Origin of the sequence: Nitrosomonas sp. Nm34 (genome assembly GCF_900113925.1) — a bacterium.
GTDB lineage: Bacteria > Pseudomonadota > Gammaproteobacteria > Burkholderiales > Nitrosomonadaceae > Nitrosomonas.
Genome location: NZ_FORD01000002.1, coordinates 1 through 20,055, shown reverse-complemented (window position 1 = coordinate 20,055; position 20,055 = coordinate 1). Strand labels below are relative to the sequence as shown.

21 protein-coding genes are annotated in these 20,055 nt (G+C 43.4%); 12 read left to right on the top strand and 9 right to left on the bottom strand.

The annotated features are described in order from the left end of the window. Positions 1-25: 25 nt before the first annotated feature. Entirely contained in the window at positions 26-1,108 is a 1,083-nt protein-coding gene (queG, locus tag BM283_RS01135; protein ID WP_090688070.1) for a tRNA epoxyqueuosine(34) reductase QueG, read from the bottom strand. On the opposite strand from queG, the gene tsaE reads away from it, so the two are divergent. Next, entirely contained in the window at positions 1,103-1,591 is a 489-nt protein-coding gene (gene tsaE / locus BM283_RS01130) for a tRNA (adenosine(37)-N6)-threonylcarbamoyltransferase complex ATPase subunit type 1 TsaE (RefSeq protein ID WP_090688067.1), read from the top strand. The genes queG and tsaE overlap by 6 nt on opposite strands. Next, positions 1,573-2,907, top strand: a complete 1,335-nt coding sequence (locus BM283_RS01125; protein ID WP_090688064.1) for an N-acetylmuramoyl-L-alanine amidase — start codon at positions 1,573-1,575, stop codon at positions 2,905-2,907. Before tsaE ends, BM283_RS01125 begins: the two co-directional genes overlap by 19 nt. A gap of 346 nt (positions 2,908-3,253) precedes the next feature. On the opposite strand, the gene rpmG is transcribed toward BM283_RS01125, so the two are convergent. The 3 genes from rpmG to radC form a co-directional block, all read right to left on the bottom strand. Then, positions 3,254-3,409 carry a 50S ribosomal protein L33 gene (rpmG, locus tag BM283_RS01120; protein WP_046850996.1) on the bottom strand — a complete coding sequence of 52 codons (156 nt, stop codon included), beginning with the start codon at positions 3,407-3,409 and terminating at the stop codon, positions 3,254-3,256. 55 nt (positions 3,410-3,464) lie between these two features. Then, a complete protein-coding gene (gene rpmB / locus BM283_RS01115) occupies positions 3,465-3,701 on the bottom strand; it encodes a 50S ribosomal protein L28 (RefSeq protein WP_046850997.1) in 237 nt (78 codons plus the stop codon). 62 nt (positions 3,702-3,763) lie between these two features. Then, positions 3,764-4,438, bottom strand: a complete 675-nt coding sequence (radC, locus tag BM283_RS01110) for a RadC family protein (RefSeq protein ID WP_046850998.1) — start codon at positions 4,436-4,438, stop codon at positions 3,764-3,766. 124 nt (positions 4,439-4,562) lie between these two features. Between radC and coaBC the strand changes: the two genes are divergently transcribed. Genes coaBC through BM283_RS01095 form a run of 3 tightly spaced genes read left to right on the top strand, consistent with a single transcriptional unit; the run spans position 4,563 to position 6,671 of the window. Beyond that, positions 4,563-5,768, top strand: coding sequence for a bifunctional phosphopantothenoylcysteine decarboxylase/phosphopantothenate--cysteine ligase CoaBC (coaBC, locus tag BM283_RS01105; protein ID WP_090688060.1), 1,206 nt, complete (start codon positions 4,563-4,565; stop codon positions 5,766-5,768). A gap of 10 nt (positions 5,769-5,778) precedes the next feature. Further along, on the top strand, positions 5,779-6,228 hold the full coding sequence (gene dut / locus BM283_RS01100; RefSeq protein WP_175491989.1) for a dUTP diphosphatase: 450 nt from the start codon (positions 5,779-5,781) through the stop codon (positions 6,226-6,228). After that, positions 6,222-6,671 (top strand): DUF192 domain-containing protein, encoded by a 450-nt coding sequence (locus BM283_RS01095; RefSeq protein ID WP_090688057.1) that lies wholly within the window; start codon positions 6,222-6,224, stop codon positions 6,669-6,671. Before dut ends, BM283_RS01095 begins: the two co-directional genes overlap by 7 nt. Positions 6,672-6,730: 59 nt before the next feature. Here BM283_RS01095 and ffh read toward each other — a convergent pair whose 3' ends face one another. Then, a complete protein-coding gene (gene ffh, locus BM283_RS01090; protein WP_090688053.1) occupies positions 6,731-8,080 on the bottom strand; it encodes a signal recognition particle protein in 1,350 nt (449 codons plus the stop codon). A gap of 146 nt (positions 8,081-8,226) precedes the next feature. Between ffh and ccsA the strand changes: the two genes are divergently transcribed. Then, the gene (gene ccsA / locus BM283_RS01085) at positions 8,227-9,078 is read left to right on the top strand and encodes a cytochrome C assembly family protein (RefSeq protein ID WP_090688050.1); all 852 of its coding nucleotides are present in this window, start codon (positions 8,227-8,229) and stop codon (positions 9,076-9,078) included. A gap of 85 nt (positions 9,079-9,163) precedes the next feature. On the opposite strand, the gene BM283_RS01080 is transcribed toward ccsA, so the two are convergent. Beyond that, the gene (locus BM283_RS01080; RefSeq protein WP_090688047.1) at positions 9,164-10,645 is read right to left on the bottom strand and encodes a Ni/Fe hydrogenase subunit alpha; all 1,482 of its coding nucleotides are present in this window, start codon (positions 10,643-10,645) and stop codon (positions 9,164-9,166) included. A gap of 481 nt (positions 10,646-11,126) precedes the next feature. Here BM283_RS01080 and BM283_RS01075 point away from each other — a divergent pair, with 481 nt between their 5' ends. Both BM283_RS01075 and BM283_RS01070 read left to right on the top strand, forming a co-directional pair. Then, positions 11,127-11,672, top strand: coding sequence for a septation protein A (locus BM283_RS01075; RefSeq protein ID WP_090688044.1), 546 nt, complete (start codon positions 11,127-11,129; stop codon positions 11,670-11,672). 247 nt (positions 11,673-11,919) lie between these two features. Beyond that, positions 11,920-12,549 (top strand): phosphoadenosine phosphosulfate reductase domain-containing protein, encoded by a 630-nt coding sequence (locus tag BM283_RS01070; protein ID WP_090688515.1) that lies wholly within the window; start codon positions 11,920-11,922, stop codon positions 12,547-12,549. 417 nt (positions 12,550-12,966) lie between these two features. Here BM283_RS01070 and BM283_RS01065 read toward each other — a convergent pair whose 3' ends face one another. Both BM283_RS01065 and BM283_RS19805 read right to left on the bottom strand, forming a co-directional pair. Then, the gene (locus BM283_RS01065) at positions 12,967-14,781 is read right to left on the bottom strand and encodes an AI-2E family transporter (protein WP_090688042.1); all 1,815 of its coding nucleotides are present in this window, start codon (positions 14,779-14,781) and stop codon (positions 12,967-12,969) included. A 670-nt stretch (positions 14,782-15,451) separates the two neighbouring features. Then, positions 15,452-15,742, bottom strand: a complete 291-nt coding sequence (locus BM283_RS19805) for a hypothetical protein (protein WP_254776086.1) — start codon at positions 15,740-15,742, stop codon at positions 15,452-15,454. Here BM283_RS19805 and BM283_RS19800 point away from each other — a divergent pair. Both BM283_RS19800 and BM283_RS19795 read left to right on the top strand, forming a co-directional pair. After that, a complete protein-coding gene (locus BM283_RS19800) occupies positions 15,734-15,847 on the top strand; it encodes a transposase (RefSeq protein ID WP_254776085.1) in 114 nt (37 codons plus the stop codon). The two genes, BM283_RS19805 and BM283_RS19800, sit on opposite strands and share 9 nt — an antisense overlap. Next, positions 15,801-16,103 carry a transposase gene (locus tag BM283_RS19795; RefSeq protein WP_254776073.1) on the top strand — a complete coding sequence of 101 codons (303 nt, stop codon included), beginning with the start codon at positions 15,801-15,803 and terminating at the stop codon, positions 16,101-16,103. The genes BM283_RS19800 and BM283_RS19795 overlap by 47 nt, the downstream gene beginning before the upstream one ends. Before the next feature lie 164 nt (positions 16,104-16,267). On the opposite strand, the gene BM283_RS01055 is transcribed toward BM283_RS19795, so the two are convergent. Next, positions 16,268-18,199 carry a cadherin-like domain-containing protein gene (locus BM283_RS01055; RefSeq protein ID WP_090688039.1) on the bottom strand — a complete coding sequence of 644 codons (1,932 nt, stop codon included), beginning with the start codon at positions 18,197-18,199 and terminating at the stop codon, positions 16,268-16,270. 719 nt (positions 18,200-18,918) lie between these two features. Between BM283_RS01055 and BM283_RS01050 the strand changes: the two genes are divergently transcribed. Further along, positions 18,919-19,803, top strand: coding sequence for a tyrosine-type recombinase/integrase (locus tag BM283_RS01050; protein WP_090688035.1), 885 nt, complete (start codon positions 18,919-18,921; stop codon positions 19,801-19,803). 32 nt (positions 19,804-19,835) lie between these two features. Beyond that, positions 19,836-20,055, top strand: a 220-nt coding sequence (locus tag BM283_RS01045) for an IS630 transposase-related protein (RefSeq protein WP_217646401.1), incomplete at its 3' end; no start/stop codon positions are given.

Below are 20,055 nucleotides of genomic sequence, written 5' to 3'. Positions count from 1 at the left end.
ACATCAGACAGCAGCAGTAAATCAACTATTTCTCATGCTGCCGCAGTGCCCATCGGACATGCTCACGTACTAATGGCGAAGGATCATGACTGCGCGCTTGCAGCGCCTCAATGACCGCCGGAGATGAGGGTGCATTGCCCAACCCAACTGCAATATTGCGCAACCATTGCTCATAGCCGATGCGACGGATAGGGCTACCCGCAAGTTTTGATTCGAACTCTTCCTTGCTCCATTGAAACAATTCCACCAGTGAGACATCATCCAAACCATTACGCACGGCGAAATCGGCTTCTTGTGTAATTTTGGCAAATTTATTCCAAGGACAAACCAATTGACAGTCATCGCAACCATAAATCCGATTGCCGATTAGCATACGCAAAGCTTCAGGAATACTACCCTTAAGCTCAATAGTCAGATAAGAAATACATCGTCTTGCATCTAACTGGTAAGGCCCAATAATGGCCTGGGTAGGACAAATATCGATGCAGCGGGTACAGCTACCGCAATAGCTCTCAACAGGATCGTCTACAGGTAGCGGCAAATCAGTATACATTTCTCCGAGAAAAAAGTACGATCCCCCTTCTCTGGATAACAGCAAAGTATGCTTGCCACGCCAGCCAAGGCCTGATTTCTTTGCCCACTCTACTTCCATTACTGGCGCACTATCGGTGAAAACTCGATAATTAAATGCACCTATTTTGCCCGAAATGTTATCAGCCAGTTTCTGCAGCCGTGTACGCAGCACTTTATGATAATCACGCCCAACAGCATAGCGTGAAATAAATGCTTTGTTGCCATCCTCGAGAATACTCCCACCCTCCTTCACTGCTGGCGGAGTATAATTCATTCGTACAGAAATCACGCGCAGCGTGCCAGGTACCAGCTCTGCTGGGCGAGTTCGCTTAGTGCCATGTTTTGCCATATAATCCATATCACCATGGAAACCTTTATCCAACCATGCAGATAGTTCTGCTTCAACTGAAGACATGTTAGCATTAGCATCAGCAACACGCACATCTTGAAAACCAAGCTGTCTACCCCATTTTTTGATAGATTCTTTTAACAAAATAACATCTAGTGATGAATTTGTGGAGGTCTCTTCTTGCATAATCCTTTTCTTTCTGATTTCAGTGCAGAGCAATCTTTTATTTTACAGCTTGCCGATGAAACAGCAACGTTAGCGCTGGGTGAGAAGTTTACTAATATATTGCATCCCGGCTTAATCGTTTTCCTTTGTGGCGACCTCGGAGCCGGGAAAACCACGCTAACACGCGGTATCTTGCACGCGATGGGTTATCAGGGGAAAGTAAAAAGTCCAACCTATAATCTGGTTGAGATCTATAAATTCTCTAGGCTATACTTGTATCACTTTGATTTTTATCGTTTCAACGATCCCATTGAGTGGGAAGAAGCAGGTTTCCGTGATTACTTTAATGAGAACACAATTTGTCTACTAGAGTGGCCAGAGAAAGCTGATAAATTATTACCAGATGCAGATATAAAGGTTTTTTTCCGATTTCATCAATCGGGTCGGGAAATTAAGATTCAGGCTGGAACTGAAAAAGGAAAACTATGCTTAAAACATTGGTAACCTCTGCAACTACTTTTCATATCATTGCAGCTAGACTGCCTCAGGTTTTATTGCTAGCTTGTCTCTCATTAATATGCACGTTCATTGCTTTATTTAGCCATAGCGCCTTCGCCAGCACAAAGATTATTTCTACACGTCTTTGGGCAGGTCCAGAGTATACTCGACTGACGCTTGAATCCGATTTGCCGATCAACTACACCCTCGATACATTGAATAATTCCAGAAAAATTATTATGACTTTGGAAGGGGTGACGCTTACCCCAGCACTGGAAGACCTGTCAGGAAAAGTTGATGCAAAAGATCCTTTTATTCGTGCTGCGCGCATAGAACGCTCAAGATCTCAGATGCTCCGCCTGATTATCGGACTAAAAATGAGCGCTGCGCCTAAGACATTTACCCTTGATCCTATGGACGGATTTGGTCACCGTCTTGTCTTGGATATTTATCCACCCGAACAGGCTGCCATATCAAATAAAAAAGAAGACCCCTTAATGGCACTGGTACAAGAATTTGAATCCAGGATGCCGACGAAAAATAATAGTCACAAGCCGCCAGAAGGATTATCAACAAATCTTGATCGTAATGCCCGCAAGCCATCAAAAAATTATATCGTGGCGATTGATGCGGGACATGGCGGTAAGGATCCCGGTGCAATTGGACCGAGTGGTACCCGAGAAAAAGATGTCACTCTCGCTATTGCAAAAAAGCTTAAGGCCAGAATTGATAAGGAAGCCAACTTGCATGCTGTATTAATTCGCGATAATGATTATTTTCTCCCCCTGGAAGAACGACGCACCAAAGCACGCCGTGCAAATGCTGATTTGTTTATCTCTATTCATGCGGATGCTGTCCCGAGGCTTCAAGTACGCGGCTCTTCTGTCTATGCATTATCTGAAAATGGAGCCACTTCCACGACAGCAAACTGGTTAGCAAAAAAAGAAAATGAATCCGATTTAATCGGCGGGGTTAAGCTTGATAATAAGGATCACTATCTTAAAAAAACATTAATAGATTTGTCTCTCAATGCGACTATCAATGATAGTATCAAGCTTGCCGGAAATGTGCTATCCGCAATTGGTAATATCAATCCTCTCAACAAGAGAAATGTAGAACAAGCAGGCTTTGCCGTACTCAAATCACCGGATATTCCTTCCATCCTGGTAGAAACCGCATTTATCAGCAATCCAAGAGAGGAAGAAAAGCTAAGAAGTGAAGCATACCAAGACAAAATGGCGAATGCGATCACTGCCGGAATTAAGCGCTATTTTTCAGGCAGCTCAGGATTCGCACGTACTGAAGTCGCTCAGTCTGAGTAACGATTGTCACATGCTGTATTTATTTCCACATTCTGTCAATCACTGCTATAAATAGAAAGTAGCAATCCCAGAATGGGACAAATACTTGTGCCAATCAAAAAACCAAGGCTGATATCTTTACAGATGAACCAAGTTCTCAACAAAAAGTCGATTTGTTCCAGGAAGCTCTAGGAGCGCTACCAGAAGATCACTTATGCCGGTGCTTCCCTCTGGCAATACTCAGAGAGGATTGATTGAACAAGCCTGACTTATAGCCGTTATGACGCTTTTGCCAGAGCAAAAAAACCTTTAACTTAACAATGCAGCAAAAAATAAGAATAGCGATTGGATTACTTAATATTTTTTTTTATTTTAATTTTGTTTCTTTGTATTTGACATGTTTTCTTACCACTGGATCATATTTGGTAAGCTCTAGTTTTTCAGGTTTAGTGCGCTTGTTTTTGGTTGTAGTATAAAAATGACCTGTTCCAGCTGAAGATTCCAGTTTGATTTTTTCACGCATAATTACATTCCCATCTTAATTAAAGTAAAGGCTGTTACCTTATACACTAAACACACTAAACGTTCCCGCCACGCGCACGCATTTTGGCAAGTACAGCATCAATCCCATTTTTATCAATAGTACGCAGTGCTGCATTGGTCAAGCGTAAGGTAATCCAACGTTTCTCACTTTCCACCCAGAATCGGCGGTGTTGCAAATTTGGCAGAAAACGACGTTTTGTTTTGTTATTCGCATGGGAAACATGATGACCAGTCATAGGCCTTTTACCAGTCACTTCGCATACTCGCGCCATGGTTACGTACTCCTCATTATAAAAACAAATAATTATATCCTGATTCAGATGAATTCTTCAATTCATATCAGACCCTGTTCAGCAAACGAAAGCGTGTCTCGACCACCGATAATGAAATGATCCAATACCTTGATGTCGACCAGTGCAAGCGCCTGTTTCAGCGATTGAGTCAGTATTTCATCAGCCTTACTGGGCTCTGCAACGCCAGACGGATGATTATGCGCAAAAATTATCGCTGCCGCATTATGATATAAGCCACGTTTAACGACTTCACGCGGATAGACACTGGCTTGAGTCAGTGTACCCGTAAATAATTCCTCAGTAGCAATAGTGCGATTTCTGGCATCCAGGAAAATACCCACAAACACCTCGTGCTCCCTGCCACCCAGGCTAAGGCGCAAGTAATCACGCACTGATTGAGGCGAATCCATGATATCGCCACTTTTTAGTTCTTCTCTGAGCGCACGTTGGGCCATTTCCAGAACAGCCTGTAACTGTGCATACTTGGCCACCCCCATCCCAGGCAATTGACAGAGTGCCTCTTGATCAGCCAGAAATAATTCGGTCAGACTTCCAAAATGTTTTAATAACTCTCTGGCCAAATCCACTGCACTTTTTCCTGCAATACCTGTGCGTAAGAAGATAGCCAATAGCTCAGCATCTGAAAGATGTTTTGCTCCTTTGTTCAGGAGCTTCTCACGCGGGCGTTCGGATTCAGGCCAGTCTGTAATTGCCATTATTTTATAAATCAGGTAAAAAATCGTCGTGACTAAATTAACGGCTAATTTTTCCAGGAATGTAGTAAATTACTTAGCCTAGCTTATTTATATTCTTCTATTTTCCATTAATTCGTGTACATAAATAATTGTGGCAAATTCCCGAAATAAAAAAAGTGTGTTACTGGGTATCACGGGAGGGATTGCAGCGTATAAGGCTGCCGAATTTGCACGCCTACTGATACAAGATGGGTTTGAAGTACAAACCGTTATGACTGAGGCAGCTTGTCATTTTTTAGGACCGGCCACCTTACAAGCATTGACCGGTAAACCGGTCTACACGCAGCTTTGGGATGAGACTGTTAATAACAGCATGGCACATATCGAATTATCGCGTGCTACTGATGTTATTTTAGTGGCACCTGCCAGCGCTGATTTCATCGCCAAAATTGCTCACGGTCTGGCGGATGATCTACTGTCAACGTTATGCCTTGCGCGTGATTGCCCATTGATGGTTGCACCCGCCATGAACCGCCAGATGCTGAAAAATCCTGCAACACAGCGCAACCTTACTATCTTGCAAAAAGATCATATCACTGTGCTTGGCCCTGCTTATGGCATACAAGCTTGTGGTGAAACCGGTATGGGACGTATGCTGGAGCCACAAGCACTTTTGGAAGCTGTGCGCAATTTCTTTCAACCAGGGCTATTACAAGGGAAGCGTGTGCTCATTACGGCCGGGCCCACCTTTGAAGCGATTGATGCAGTACGCGGCATTATTAATTTAAGCTCTGGCAAGATGGGCTACGCCCTCACGCAGGCTGCCCTTGAGGCAGGCGCAGAAGTGACGCTCATTTCGGGTCCAGTCTGCTTAACCAGTCCTGTTGTTAAAAAATTCATCCCGATCACCAATGCTAACGATATGTTCACTGCGGTCAAGAATGAGGTAACTTTTAACGATATTTTTATCAGCGTTGCTGCAGTCGCAGACTATCGTCCTGCCACCGCTCACACCCAGAAGATAAAAAAGTCCGATAATACTATGGTGCTGGAACTTGTTCCCAATCCCGATATCTTGCAATACGTTGCTAATCTGCCCACCCCCCCTTTCTGTGTTGGTTTTGCGGCTGAAACAGAAGATATTGATCAAAACGCAGAAGGCAAACGTCGCAAAAAAAAGCTGCCGTTGCTTGTGGCAAATTTGGCCCAGGAAGCCATGGGGGCAGATGACAGCACCTTAATACTGTTTGATGAGAAGGGAAAACATATGCTACCCAAAGCAGCCAAAATTGATCAGGCGCGCCACTTAATCGAGCACATCGCCACCTTATATCAACAACATCCTAACTAATTCTTTTGGTATGAAAAAAATTGACATCAAAATTCTGGATTTGCGGCTAAAAGATCAACTGCCAGCTTATGCCACGCCCGGGTCGGCAGGGCTCGATCTGCGCGCATGTACTGAGTCTCCCATTCAACTACAACCTGGTGAGGCCCAATTAATTCCCACCGGTATCGCAATTCATTTGAATGATCCAGGTTTAGCGGCAATGGTGTTACCTCGCTCTGGCCTTGGTCACAAGCACGGTATCGTCATGGGAAATTTAGTCGGATTGATCGATTCGGATTATCAGGGACAAATTTTTGTCTCTTGCTGGAATCGTGGACAGTCAGCGTTCCTACTCAACCCCTTGGAGCGTATTGCCCAACTCGTGATTGTTCCTGTGTTGCAAGCGCAATTCAATATAGTTGAAAATTTTGAACCGACTACCCGTGGTGAAGGGGGTTTTGGAAGTACAGGCAAATGTTAAGGTATCGGTTCTTCACGCTCATTATTTTGCTGCTGCTCGCGGTGGAAAGCTCAGCGACTCAAACCGTACCGCCAGCAATTCCTCTTAAGATTTTAAATCACAGGCTCTCGGCAGAAATAGCGCATACTCCAACTGCGCGCTCCAAAGGATTAATGCATCGTACGCAATTAGATAAAAATAGTGGCATGCTGTTCATTTTTCCCAAAACAAATATTTATAGCATGTGGATGCTCAATACTTTTATTCCGCTCAGTGTGGCATTTCTTGACGAGAAAGGGGTCATTCTCAATATTGCCGATATGTCTCCGCACTCACTCGCTTCGCATTCTTCAGCACAACCAGCCAAATATGCGCTTGAAATGAATCTTGGCTGGTTTACTGAAAAAAATATAACAACTGGTGTTCAGGTAGAAGGACTCGAGCAAGCACCCCAAGCAGAATAAAGCTAGAATAAATTTATTCTGAGAAAGTTTTTTCCTTCTCCCATAGAGCCTGCTTAATTCTAGCGCATTTGGGGTAACATTCCTTTTACTGCGCGCATCATCTTGGCCATCCCCCCTTTATTGACCATTTTCATCATTTTGCGCGCCTGCTCAAATTGCGAAAGCAGGCGATTCACCTCCTGCACAGAGACGCCCGAGCCGATTGCAATACGACGCTTACGGGACGCCTTAATGAGTTCTGGCTTGGCACGCTCTTCTCGTGTCATGGCATTAATAATCCCTTCCGTGCGATTAATTATTTTATCGTCTACTTTCATATTCTGGGCTGCTTGTGTTAATTGATGCGGCAGTTTATCCAGCATGGCACTCATTCCACCCATTTTTTTCATCTGCTGGAATTGCATTTTGAAATCATCCAGGTCGAACCCTTTGCCTGATTTCATTTTTTTCATGAGCTTCTCAGCTTCTTTCTGATCTGCGCTGCGCTGCGCTTCTTCAATCAGCCCCAGCACATCGCCCATGCCAAGGATACGAGAAGCCATCCGATCGGGATAAAAGGGTTCGAGGCCAGTCAATTTCTCGGCCACACCAGTAAACTTGATGGGTTTACCCGTCACATGCCGCACCGATAAAGCCGCCCCGCCGCGTGCATCTCCATCCAGTTTAGTCAAGATCACGCCTGTCAAAGGAAGCGCATCAGCAAATGCCTTGGCCGTATTGACAGCATCTTGCCCCTGCATTGCATCCACCACAAAAAGTGTCTCGATCGGTTTTAGCAGCGCCTCAAGTTCAGTAATCTCGTCCATCATCGCTTGATCAATACCAAGGCGGCCTGCGGTATCGACGATCACGACATCATGATGATGTTTGCGCGCATAATCCAGGGCAGCAGCGCAAATCGCTGCGGGCTGCTGCCCTGCTTTTACCGGAAAAAAATCAGCGCCAACCTGGCTCGATAACAGCTCTAATTGATCAATTGCGGCGGGTCGATAAATATCGCAAGAAACCAGCATTACTTTTTTCTTTTTATTATCGATCAGCCATTTGGCCAATTTACCACTACTGGTGGTCTTCCCTGCACCTTGCAACCCTGCCATGAGAATAACGGCAGGCGGTACGGTGTTTAGGTTGAGATCCGCTTTTTCTCCTCCCATGATGGCCATGAGTTCTTGATGCACCACGCCTACTAATGCCTGTCCAGGAGAAAGGCTTTCCATGACCTCACGACCGATAGCCTTTTGTTTTACCCGCTCGATAAAATCCTTGATAACAGGTAAGGCCACATCAGCTTCGAGCAGCGCCATGCGCACCTCACGCATAGCAGCTTGAATGTTACTCTCGGTTAATCTTGCTTCTCCACGCAACGATTTGATTACACCGGAAAGTCGACTCGTCAGATTGTCAAACATAGTTATTCCTCAAAAAAAATTGGCGCTAATCGCATAACACCATAAAATAATAATTTGCTAAATTCTAATAATAGCGCTTTGAATTTATACAAGTGCAAGGTAGACTGAACAAATCAGCTTTTTGATCTGTATATATTTGTATATTAATGCCTAGCATTCTAGTTTATATTTCAGCTTTTTTGTTTTATGCATTGGTTGGATGGTATTTCTGGCGTAGTCGCTGGAAAAATCAATCCATCTCACCCAAGGCTAAGGCTGACATAAATGCCCCATCAATTGCCACATGGGAGCATTTCCTCATCCTTATTCCACTCACACTGCATGGCTTCATACTTTATCAATCTATTTTTGTAAATGATGGGCTCAGTTTTGGCGTGGGCAATGCAATCTCATCGATTGTATGGCTGACGGCTTTAATTTACTGGTTCTCAGGTTTCTTTTCACGGCTGCAGGAACTACAGAACTTGATCGCACCCATCGCAATGGTGGCAGCAATAGCAGTATGGCTGCCGTTAGTGCTACCTTCTCTGCGCCCCCTTGCCAACACTGAATTACCTGCGTTTAAAGCACATCTGCTGATTGCTCTGCTTGCCTATAGTCTGTTTACTATTGCAGCACTCCATGCCATTCTCATGACGATCCTGGAGTATCGCCTGCATCATCCTGCCCTGTCACGAATGCTGATGAATTTACCTCCCCTTCTTGTGATGGAAAAAATGCTGTTTCGCATTATCTGGGCAGGTTTTATCCTTCTCACTTTGACACTTTTCAGTGGAATAATATTCTCCCAAGAAGTTTTTGGTCAATCTGTAACATTTTCTCATAAAACGCTTTTCAGTTTTATCTCTTGGGGAGTATTTGCAGCCCTGCTTATAGGCAGACATTTTTATGGATGGCGGGGACGTACTGCTATCCGGTGGACTTTAACCGGTTTTACTATTCTTCTACTTGCCTATATCGGTAGTAAATTTGTACTGGAAATTATTTTGCAGCGTTAAGAATCTAAGAATAAATGCAATACGGTTACAATCACGATAAATATGCCTTCGCGTAGAAGATTTCAACTCCTCAGCAATCCTTGCTTTAGTCGTTATACTTATTTTGCCCAGAGATATATCGATCTAGCAGTACGCCATTGCTATCAATCAGTTCAACCTGCAGCGGCATTTTACCCAATGCATGAGTGGCACAGGAGAGACAGGGATCATAAGCACGCACGGCCACTTCGAGATGATTTAGCAATGCTTCGGTGATTTCCTGACCATCCAGATAAGTATTTGCAACTACGCGCACAGATTCATTCATGGCCTGATTATTACTTGTGGTTGAAACAATCAGATTGGCTTGTGTAACCAATCCTTCTTCATTGACCCGGTAGTGATGAAAAAGTGTGCCGCGTGGCGCTTCAATCACACCGATTCCTTCTTCTTGCTTAAGTCCTTTCGGAACAAGTAATTCAGAGCCGGTAATTTCCTTATCCAGCAATAAGGCATGAATTGATTCAGCACAATGCAGCATTTCGATCATTCTCGCCCAATGATACGCCAGCGTGTCATGCACAAAACCGCCCTGCCCATATTCCATAAAGCGCTTGCGCGCAGCTTCTGCCAAGGGAGTGGAAATCGTATCGCAATTATTGACACGCGCCAGAGGTCCGACACGATACCAGCCTTCAGTTGGACCAAGTGCCGTTAAAAACGGGAATTTCATATAACTCCATGAGCGTACTTCTTCATGGATTATCTGATGGTAGTAACGGTAGTCAAACTGATCGAAAATCTTTTCTCCTGTTGCTAAGCTGGCACGAAGGCCGCCATGATAAAACTCGATCTCTCCATTTGAGCCGATCATGCTTAAAAAAGGAGTATGCAGGGCTGCAAAATGTCGATGTTCGGGATGAGCCACATGAATGTGCTCATTAAGTGCTATTCCGTCCAGGCTCCAGCTCACAATAGCTTCAATCTCAGCGAGCAAGGCATCACGCTCAATCAAGGTGAGTGGTTTATTCATGCCACCTGGTATGGTAGCGGCACCATGAATACGTTTGCCAGTTACCGCCTCGATAATTTGCTGGCCATATTTGCGTAGCTTGACACCTTTCAAGCCGATTCCAGGGTATTTCTCCAAGATACCTACGATATTGCGCCGTAAAGGATCACTGCCGAAACCAAATAATAAATCCGGAGCAGATAAATGAAAAAAATGCAGTGCATGCGATTGCAGGATCTGGCCAAAATGCAACAAACGACGCAGCTTGGTTGCTGTCGGTGTCAGTTGAGTGACTCCAACTAATTGATCCATTGCCTTGGCTGCTGCCAGCTGATGGCTGACCGGACAAATGCCGCACAGGCGCTGAACAATAAAGGGTACCTCCCAGTAAGGCCGCCCTTGGATAAACTTTTCAAAACCACGAAACTCGACGATATGAAAACGCGCCTGCTGCACATGATTATCCTGATCCAGCAGCAAGGTAATGCGACCATGCCCCTCCACGCGGGTAACGGGATCGATAGCAATCCGTCTGGTTATGCCGAGTGATGGTTTATCTTGCCCGCTAGTTGACATGACTATTTTCAGGGGATACTGACTTCCCCAGTATCCCACAGATAAATAAAATTTTGCAGTTTTTTACAGCCTCAGTGCTTAAGGATGCTTGCTCGTAGAAAACCTTATGAATACACAGGACACATTAGCCAACTATATCAAATGTAACGCTATCCTAACGGCAATGGACCAAACTCATTCAATTTAGCGGTAAAAGTGGTAAGGACGAACCAAACAAGCAATGATATATAATTGCATAGAGTTTATCTCGTCATTACTATCACGGTAAAAAGAAATTTATCCTTATGCTCGTGGTAATATGCACATTTGGAACATATACTTGAACTCGATGATGATTATGCCAAGCCAGTGTGCGCTATAAATTCATACCGCATTACTCAAGGTTTGACTTGAAAAGTGACGAGGTATCACACAATATATAATAAATTAATACAACTCACTTCGATAATTATTTCCTCAACAAAGCTATTGGTTTCATTTTATGAAATTTCTTTTTGATCTCTTTCCCGTTATCCTGTTTTTCGTTACTTTTAAGATTTATGGGATTTATGCTGCAACCGCGGTCGCCATTGCAGCCACTTTTGTGCAAATCGGCTGGGTATGGTTGCGTCACCATAAAGTCGACAACATGTTATGGGCAAGCCTTGTAATTATCGTCGTCTTCGGCAGCGCAACATTAATCCTGCAAGACGAAACTTTCATAAAATGGAAACCGTCCGTACTTTATTGGTTGTTTGCTATCGCGTTATTATTGGCGCATTTGGTCTTCAAGAAGAATTTGATCCGCACCATGATGAAGGAACAGATCAAACTGCCCGAGCCAATATGGGTTCGTCTCAACACCACCTGGGCAGCATTTTTTGCATCAATGGGAGCTGTCAATCTGTTCGTGGCCTATAATTACTCCACCGAAACCTGGGTTAACTTCAAGATGTTCGGTTTTATGGGTCTGATGCTGGCTTTTATTGTTCTGCAGGGATTGTTTCTGGGAAGATATATCGAGAAGAACGATGATAAGGAAATATGAAGACCTTCCGGATTAGCAACCAGCCATATCCATAGCTTTTTACCAAGTTATAAGCTCCCTGTCATCTCAAAATGAGGACAATCAGCATCTAGACAAAAAGAGATTGGCACACCTGTTACTCTCTAGCAGGCATTACCTGACTAAATGACACGTCAGCATGCACGCTACAACAAGCGCAGCAAGCCGCCAATCGGACGCTTCTTTTAACTCATGGAAAATACAACCACAAAGTACAAAGTAACAAATGATGAATAATCAAATTGCAGAGTATAATGCAGTATTAAGAAATAAGCCCGCATTAGAGATTGTACGTTGGGGCATTGCTCGGGCAAACTATCGTGCTATTGTGTCAACGAACTTCCGCCCTTATGAAGCAGTGATTCTTCATCTCTGCGTTCAAATACAACCCGATATTCCAGTCATATGGGTAGATCATGGTTACAACCGACCAGCAACTTATAGATTTGCTGAGCAGCTCCGTAATCGTCTCAATCTTAATCTTAAGACTTATCTCCCCAAGCTATCCGCTGCTCATCGTGATGCCATTTATGGCCCAATTCCAGGTATTGACAATGAAGCTGAACTGGAGAAATTCAGTGCAATGATGAAATTAGAACCCTTTGAACGGAGCATGAAGGAGCTGACTCCTACCGTCTGGTTTACCGCATTACGTAAAGTACAAAATCCGTATCGCGCCACACTGGATATTCTCTCCGAGGATGAGACTTACCATACTATCAAAGTCAGTCCGGTTTTCTACTGGACAGACGCCGACATGGAAGCCTATCTTAAGCAACATAATTTACCAAATGAGTGGGATTACTTCGATCCAACGAAAGCTGATGAAAAACGTGAATGCGGTTTACACATTAAATAACGTGAGTTGACGTAAGAAAAGATTAAAAGGAACGCTATTACCCTACCGCCAGCAGCTCTGCAAGGCTGAATATTAAAGTACGTATTTATCGGATCAACCACTCCGCAACATCCGCCACTAGCATCTGCCTTTCAGCAAATATAGCACGTCGCAAAATACTTCATATAAATATCGTCCTTGGCTTCGTCTGCTTGCGCATGTTTTCCAATACAAACCGGACATCTTCACATACCTCCAGGCTGATTCGCCTAGGTATTTCTTCCTCATTCACAGAATCTACGATATCCACATAATGGTAAACAGGCTCTCAGAAAATATAAATGGATATCTTGAAAATCATCTTCTTCAGACGTGACTCAGTTAGCCAATCCAGTCAGGAGAGAGATCGATTCTATAGTGCTGTGGTGCTGCCATACATTAATCAAGTGTAGACAATTGTTTCAGCTTAGTAATAATATTTCCAAGGGTGAATTCAACACTACCTGAACTAATTTGGCTAAGTTGCTGTTTGTTCATGTCATGATATTCATCATGCAAACCCAGCCGTCCGATGATAATTTTCAAATCCGGGAAGCGCGCTTGAACACGTTTGCAAACATGGCGTATATGCGCTATTCCTCCAGGAGGAATAGATAGTATAGCCAGAACATCAGGTGAATTTTCTTCTATTAATTCTACTACTTCAGATACCATGACTCCGGGCTTAATCACATATACGTCCAGGCAACCAAGGTCGACCAGTTTAGCTAGCGTTTGGACGGCGATTTCATCGATATCGTCCTTTGCGGGCAATAAAAGCACCTTTTTCTTACTTTTCACCACGGTAGAAATACTTTTCTCGGCCAAATCCTTCGTTACTTCACTAAGGTCGGTTACGACCTTATTATTCAGATCGACTAATTCCTTGTACGCATTTTTATCTAGCTTGCCAGAGTATAAATCAGCACGCGCCAGGGCGAGTGCTGGAGCGACAATCTCGTCAAATGTTAATGCTAGCGATCCTTGATTATTACCAAGATCGGACTCTAGCACATCAAATGATTCGTCTTCGTCATTTGCTAATAACCTTTGGTAGTATCGATGAACTGACGATAAGGCTGGGCGGTCGCTTAGTAACGTATCAATAAATTTTAAATCCGGAATGTACCGGCTCATCACAACCAGACACACGGTCAGTGGTGAGGCAAGTATTAAACCAACCGGACCCCATAACCAAGTCCAAAAAGCCACAGCAATAAGTAATACTGTCTGGGACACGCCTATGCCGCGCCCATAAAGCAGAGGCTCAAGAATCATGTTAGTAATAAGTTCCAGAATTACGAACAGTGATATTACCTTTATGGTAATACTCCACTCCGGTGAAATCAGCAAACTGAGTGAAATCGGCAGTATGGCTGCCAGCCACGCTCCTAAATAGGGTATATAGCGTAACAGTGCCGCAAAGAATCCCCATAACAAGGGATAGGGTACCTCGAAGAGCCACAGCCCGATACTAATAACTAAACCATAAAAGCAATTAATCAGTAGCTGTATTAGCAGATAGCGACTGACCCTATATCCAGCGTCTTCCAACGCGCGTGTGGTATCAGTCAGCTGGCCTGTGCCTATTAACGAGATTAATCGATCGCGCATATCTTCTCTGTTAATTAGCATGAAAATAACCAATACCAATATAAAGCCCAAATTCGCAATCGGCTCGAGCAATGGTCCGGCAAAAGACCATAGTTTCGACATGCTAAACGGGCCTTCCTCTACAATTTTGACAGGTTGTGGAATGACAATCTCTTTATCTTTTACGGCCGCAGGAGCTGAGTCGTCTTTTTTTTGCGCTAACTCCAGCTGATTTTCAATACGCTCGGTCACAGCCTGCAACTTTTCTAACGTTCCGTGGCGGCCGAGTTCCTGGTATTCAGAGATTTTCGCAGTAATATTCTCTTCATATTCTGGATATGAATCAATTAGACTGCTTATTTGTTGGGTCACTCCAAAGGTAGCCGCTAATAGCAATCCCAGCAGAACCGCGGTTGCAATTATTACGGCAGGAACGCGCGGAATAAAGTGATTTTCCAGCCAATTAACCGGAGATATCAGAAGAAAAGTAAACAGTATTGCAAGCGCTACTGGAATAATGATAACTTTAGCCCAGTACATCAAGGTTAATATTATCACCGCAGAAATGAGCATCGATACTCTGTCATCTGGACTTTTGATTTTGAAAGAATCCGAATTCATTTATGCCTCCTCCTTGATAACTCAGCTAAAAACATACTACCTGAACCCTGCCATTTTGTCGTAAACCAATTGTAAGTTTCTGAGTAAATCAGAATCTTTTTATGGTCATTTGCGAAATTTGATCACTCCTCAATTTTGAGATCGGTTACCAGTATCAATAAAGATGAAGATCTCCGATATTGTCACGAACATGATAGATTTATAAATTTTGACAAGAACGGTTGCCAAGCCATTAAGCTTTTCAGCAGAGATTGTTATTCTTGGAGTGACTAGATATTGCTAATGTTTCCTACTTCCAGGCTAAGCCCAGAAGAAATAGTTTATATTCTCACTCTCGTATCACTATTTTTTTCTTTATTCGCTACCTGGCACTGATATACAAAGCAAAGAGAGGCGGCCTCCGCTGACTTCCATATCTTTCAAAACAGAAATAAATCTGAAAGAAGACTAATCAATCTGAATAGTCGGGTTTGATTCTGTTTTGTTGTAATTAAAAAATAATATATTTGTGTTCTACCATTGCCTCATCAAGAAGATTGCTTGAGTGCACTGTCAATGGATGAAATAACTTTTGTCGCGTCTTTTTAGTACCGCGGCAGCCTCCTTGTTACTCATCCTTAATCTAACGTGAATTCGACATAAAAAAAGCTGGAAAAGGAACCTGAATTCCTTATGATGAAGTGGTTTTGGAAAAGAATTTCATCATGAGAGGAGCCAGATTCCCATGAATACGACAACGGTTTTTTGTGCGAGTGACGAATTTTGTAAAGAGTTTAAGCACGATTACCGAAATGACGTGTTGAGGTATCAGCGGGGTTATTTCCAGGGTTGGTGAGCTATCACCGCTTGGTGGAGTTGGCTTTAAGGTAGCCTGGCGCCTTTGTGCTACTTTCTGACCAGACGCTTTGGGCAATGCAGTGGCATCAGCTTCATCGATTCGACCAAAATCAGCGTGTGCCATAACCGCCGCATTGGGTCGCATAAAGTAATGGCAGAGTTTGCTGCCCGGGGAAAGACTAGTGTGGGTTGGTTTGATGGGTTCAAGCTGCACCTTGGTGATCAATGACCAAGGGAAAGTGCTGGGAGTCAAAATCACGGCGGGCAATGTGGATGACCATGACCCGGTACCAGAGTTGACGCGCTCCTTGTTTGGCAAACTCTCTGGTGATCGGGGCTATATCTCGCAAATCGAGCATTCCTGTCATCGCAGCCCAGTTAACTTCTTTGTTAATCTGAGAGCTGGACTGGTGGCTTGCACCTTTCGCGAGAAGAAACCCTCGCTTAATATCAGACTCCCTCAAGCTCTTCCAATCATGATGTAATGATTCTTATGTCGAACTCATGTTAATTAAATACCAAAAAAGCAAAAGCCATGTCTTGATAGGCATGGCTTTTGGTTTTGTCGTGTTTCAGTTTAAAATTTGACCTTCTTTATCCCGTTTGATCGTTCATTTGATCGGTAAATATTGTCACTCTATATTATTGATTAACGAACGGTCCAACTGAGACTATTTGCCCAGCACTCAAAATTACGGTTAGTGTGGATACCTCTTACACGCACTTTCATTTCTCCCTTAGATGAAACATATTTATCCGGACTCAGGTTAATCACGGCAGATACAGTTACATCATCTGTATTTCCAACCGCGCGCTTATCCAGCAGATCCCAATTGGCGGTCTTATAATTATACAAATACAAGCTTTGCATAACGTTTTTTCTAGAATATTGCCCCTTATAACTTAGGGACAACTCGGACATACTTGCCGGCCAATCTTGTATTGTTGTGGTCGCATACCAGTCAGTACTTCTCCCATCAGCAGTTTGGCGAGATTTAATATCATAAGTATCTTTATCAGCCTGTTTGAAACTCTTAAGCGTTCCCCACTGGTATTCACCTGCGCTAACCGTAACAGTTTCCGGGAAATAAGTTGCTGGCGTCAGCATAGGGTGAGTAATGTTGACATAAACAACAGCTTTAGCCCCCATATTCCGATCATCAACAATTGTATAGTTGAAGCTATCCGTGCCTAATATATTAGGAGCCGGTTTATAGGTATAGGTGTTGTCGCCATTGTTGAAAATAGTACCGCCTCGAGAGCTTGTGGTATCGACCGTAGCCACGTTAATCCCATCATTGTCTGGATCAGAATCATTCTTTAGTAACTCCAAAGCGGTAATAATAATGGGCCTGCCTTCAAAGGTGGTCACATTATCGTCATTAGCTATGGGTGCTTGGTTCGGCGACGTGGCAGGACTGAATCTGCCAGTATGCGCGCTGGTATCCACTTCAATAACACCTGTCGTGGTGTTACGATAATGAATAGGAGGCTGGGCATTAGGCAAAGGATGCATCACAGAAGAAATAAACTCCCCAATATCTCCCAGATTGGGTCTTGCATGAAAAGGTAAAGCGTTTGAGCATGTTCCCCAGGATGAAAAACCGCTGGGCTCGCCCCATGCCATGAAATCAAAACCATATAGCAATGTTGACCACCATGCATAATCGAACTTATTTTCTTCAAATAACAGAGTACAATCTGTTTTATTGGGGAAAACGTCTGCCTGAGTCGTAATGGTGGCAATCTGGGTGCCGTATTTCTGCTTATAGGTATGTGCTTTATCTGACCTATCTATCCAGATTTGCGGCTCTACGAAACTACCATTTATGACCTGGTAATGCTCCAATAAGTAGATATCCATAGCACCCAGACGTGGCGCGACACCTTGCGGGTTCATTTGAACTGATGAGAGGGTATTTGCGTAATAACCCGTCGTATAAGATATTTCATTGATGATATCTGTGCCAAACACATCATCTGGGTTATAACCATTAATGAATGCCTTCAGGGATTTACTATGAACATAATCTACAATTTCGTTCTGCACTGTTCGAGTACTGCCAAAACCATATTCAGCCTCGTCCAAAAAGATACCGACGACACCCATATTAGCCCATGCATCAATACGTTCTTTCATTTCATCAACAGTAAGTGGCACAGGAATGCCGTTACACTGCCGTGCAGTATTTTCACCACCAATAGATACATAGCCATATACCTGCGTCTTACCAGAGGGCGGCTGCAGCTGCTTGATAATTTGTTGAGTTAAGTCGTGATCGAAATGACTATTTTGATCGCATCCAAAATACGGTATTTGGCCAAATGCTCCGGTGTATTGCGGGAACTGGAGTGAATCCCCAAAAACGACCGCATCATAATCGTTAAACACATCTACAGCGGTACTAACATTGCCATTCGCACCGTTGACCAAACTTGGCATGCCGTAATAAATGGCAATATTCTTCGGAGCTATAGTGTTCTGAGCATGCACTATATTTGTTAACCATAGTGATGACACCAAAGCAAAGAACAAGCATCCACGCATAAAATATTGCGTAAATCTTGCTGATAAATTCATATCAACACCTCATTTCAAAATTGGTTATTTTTAATATTTTTACTTTTTAATATTGAGTCTCCAGCGTAATTACCAAAATAGTCTGCAATCCTGACTTAATCATTACAGCCAAAGTATCCTACTTTATTTAAGATTTCTGGAATTGTACTAAGGTACAACATCGTATTTTATCTTCCGGGAAATAGACCAGGAGCGTCATCAGGAAAACCGCACAGTAATTGCACAAGCGTAAGCCGATAATGAACCATAATTAACAGATCATAGCTTATGACTGACAAAATACCTTTCTCCATATCGAAAGCGGGGTGCATCAGAAACGTGGGAGCATGAGGATCAAGCCGGTATCCATGCAAATTACTGAACCATTTAAACAGCGTGGTGTGGCTAATGTGACGGCTGTATTTGAATTATTAGATGGTTAGTAAGAGCCCTTACCGCTGGAACAACCATGATTATCATGGTCGTCAGTGAACGGAATTCAGTCTTCAAAGAGAGTCTGATGACAAAAGTATTTCCGGCGTAGTATAAGATAGTTACTAATGATTTTTTGGCGGAAGCGGTGTCACTCGTACTAATGTCCTGCAATATCTCTCTAAGTCTAAAAATCATTATATTTCATAGAAAGTTGCGGACCTTGTTGTCTATTAGAGTCTCATAGCGTATGCTCAAATCTTGGCAAATGGGTACGGTAGAAGGTACGGTAGAAATAAGGGTGGGTCATGGCAAGGCAAATACAAAATTTGACAGCACGTAAATGCGAAACTATCAAGGAACCAAGCTATTATGCAGATGGACAGAATCTTTACTTACAGGTAAGCAAAACATTAAGCAAGTCCTGGCTTTTCATTTATAAGTTTCAAGGAAAAAAACATGAAGTTGGCTTAGGTGGCTACCCTGATATTCCACTTGTACTGGCTAGAGAAGCTGCGGCAAGGTGGCGAAAGGTATTAATCGAAGGTGATAATCCAATTGAGATCAAACGTGCCTTGGAAACCGAGAAACAACGCAATAGAGTCGATAACCCAACGTTTGTCCAATGTGCTAATAAATTCATCGAAAGCCATCGAGCAGGCTGGAAAAATACGAAACACGCACAGCAATGGGAAAACACATTAAATCAATATGCCTTTCCAATCATCGGCAGTAGACAAGTTAAAGAGATCGACACCAGTTTGGTAATGCGTGTACTTGAACCGATATGGTTAGAGAAAAACGAAACGGCTTCACGTCTTCGCGGACGGATAGAAAATATTCTGGATTGGGCAAGCGTTCACAAATACCGTCAAGGAGATAACCCCGCACGTTGGCGCGGGCATCTCGACAAACTATTGAGCAGTCCAAATAAGGTACAGCGCCCACAACACTTTAAGGCCCTGCCCTATCGAGAAATAAATGGATTGCTTTTAGCTTTGAGATCGAATGGCTGTGTTTCAGCGATGGCACTCGAATTTTTGATTCTTACTGCTGCCCGAACCAGCGAAGTAATCGGTTCAAAATGGAATGAAATCGATCATAATCAAAAAATCTGGATTATCCCGGCTGAACGCATGAAGATGAAGAAAGAGCATCGAGTGCCGTTAACAAGCCGAACGCTTGAAATATAGCATAACCAGATAATTTTGATTATAATGTAAAGATGGCATATTCATTAGATTTCCGCCGTAAAGTCCTGTCTGTCCGAAAGAAAGAAGGACTTACGATAGCCGGGGTGGCGGCCCGGTTTGATATTGGCGTGGCCAGCGTGACGCGCTGGGTTAAGAACATCCATCGTAAACCTCAAGGGTTTCGCCAACGCAAGATTGATCTTGAGGTATTGCGCCAGGATGTTCGCGATTATCCTGATGCTTATCAGTACG

Coding starts and splice junctions, on each gene's coding strand:
- queG (WP_090688070.1), bottom strand. CDS start 1,108: ATGCAAGAAGAGACCTCCACAAATTCATCACTAGATGTTATTTTGTTA.
- BM283_RS01125 (WP_090688064.1), top strand. CDS start 1,573: ATGCTTAAAACATTGGTAACCTCTGCAACTACTTTTCATATCATTGCA.
- rpmG (WP_046850996.1), bottom strand. CDS start 3,409: ATGCGTGAAAAAATCAAACTGGAATCTTCAGCTGGAACAGGTCATTTT.
- rpmB (WP_046850997.1), bottom strand. CDS start 3,701: ATGGCGCGAGTATGCGAAGTGACTGGTAAAAGGCCTATGACTGGTCAT.
- radC (WP_046850998.1), bottom strand. CDS start 4,438: ATGGCAATTACAGACTGGCCTGAATCCGAACGCCCGCGTGAGAAGCTC.
- dut (WP_175491989.1), top strand. CDS start 5,779: ATGAAAAAAATTGACATCAAAATTCTGGATTTGCGGCTAAAAGATCAA.
- BM283_RS01095 (WP_090688057.1), top strand. CDS start 6,222: ATGTTAAGGTATCGGTTCTTCACGCTCATTATTTTGCTGCTGCTCGCG.
- ffh (WP_090688053.1), bottom strand. CDS start 8,080: ATGTTTGACAATCTGACGAGTCGACTTTCCGGTGTAATCAAATCGTTG.
- ccsA (WP_090688050.1), top strand. CDS start 8,227: ATGCCTAGCATTCTAGTTTATATTTCAGCTTTTTTGTTTTATGCATTG.
- BM283_RS01080 (WP_090688047.1), bottom strand. CDS start 10,645: ATGTCAACTAGCGGGCAAGATAAACCATCACTCGGCATAACCAGACGG.
- BM283_RS01075 (WP_090688044.1), top strand. CDS start 11,127: ATGAAATTTCTTTTTGATCTCTTTCCCGTTATCCTGTTTTTCGTTACT.
- BM283_RS01070 (WP_090688515.1), top strand. CDS start 11,920: ATGAATAATCAAATTGCAGAGTATAATGCAGTATTAAGAAATAAGCCC.
- BM283_RS01065 (WP_090688042.1), bottom strand. CDS start 14,781: ATGAATTCGGATTCTTTCAAAATCAAAAGTCCAGATGACAGAGTATCG.
- BM283_RS19805 (WP_254776086.1), bottom strand. CDS start 15,742: ATGGCACACGCTGATTTTGGTCGAATCGATGAAGCTGATGCCACTGCA.
- BM283_RS01055 (WP_090688039.1), bottom strand. CDS start 18,199: ATGAATTTATCAGCAAGATTTACGCAATATTTTATGCGTGGATGCTTG.
- BM283_RS01050 (WP_090688035.1), top strand. CDS start 18,919: ATGGCAAGGCAAATACAAAATTTGACAGCACGTAAATGCGAAACTATC.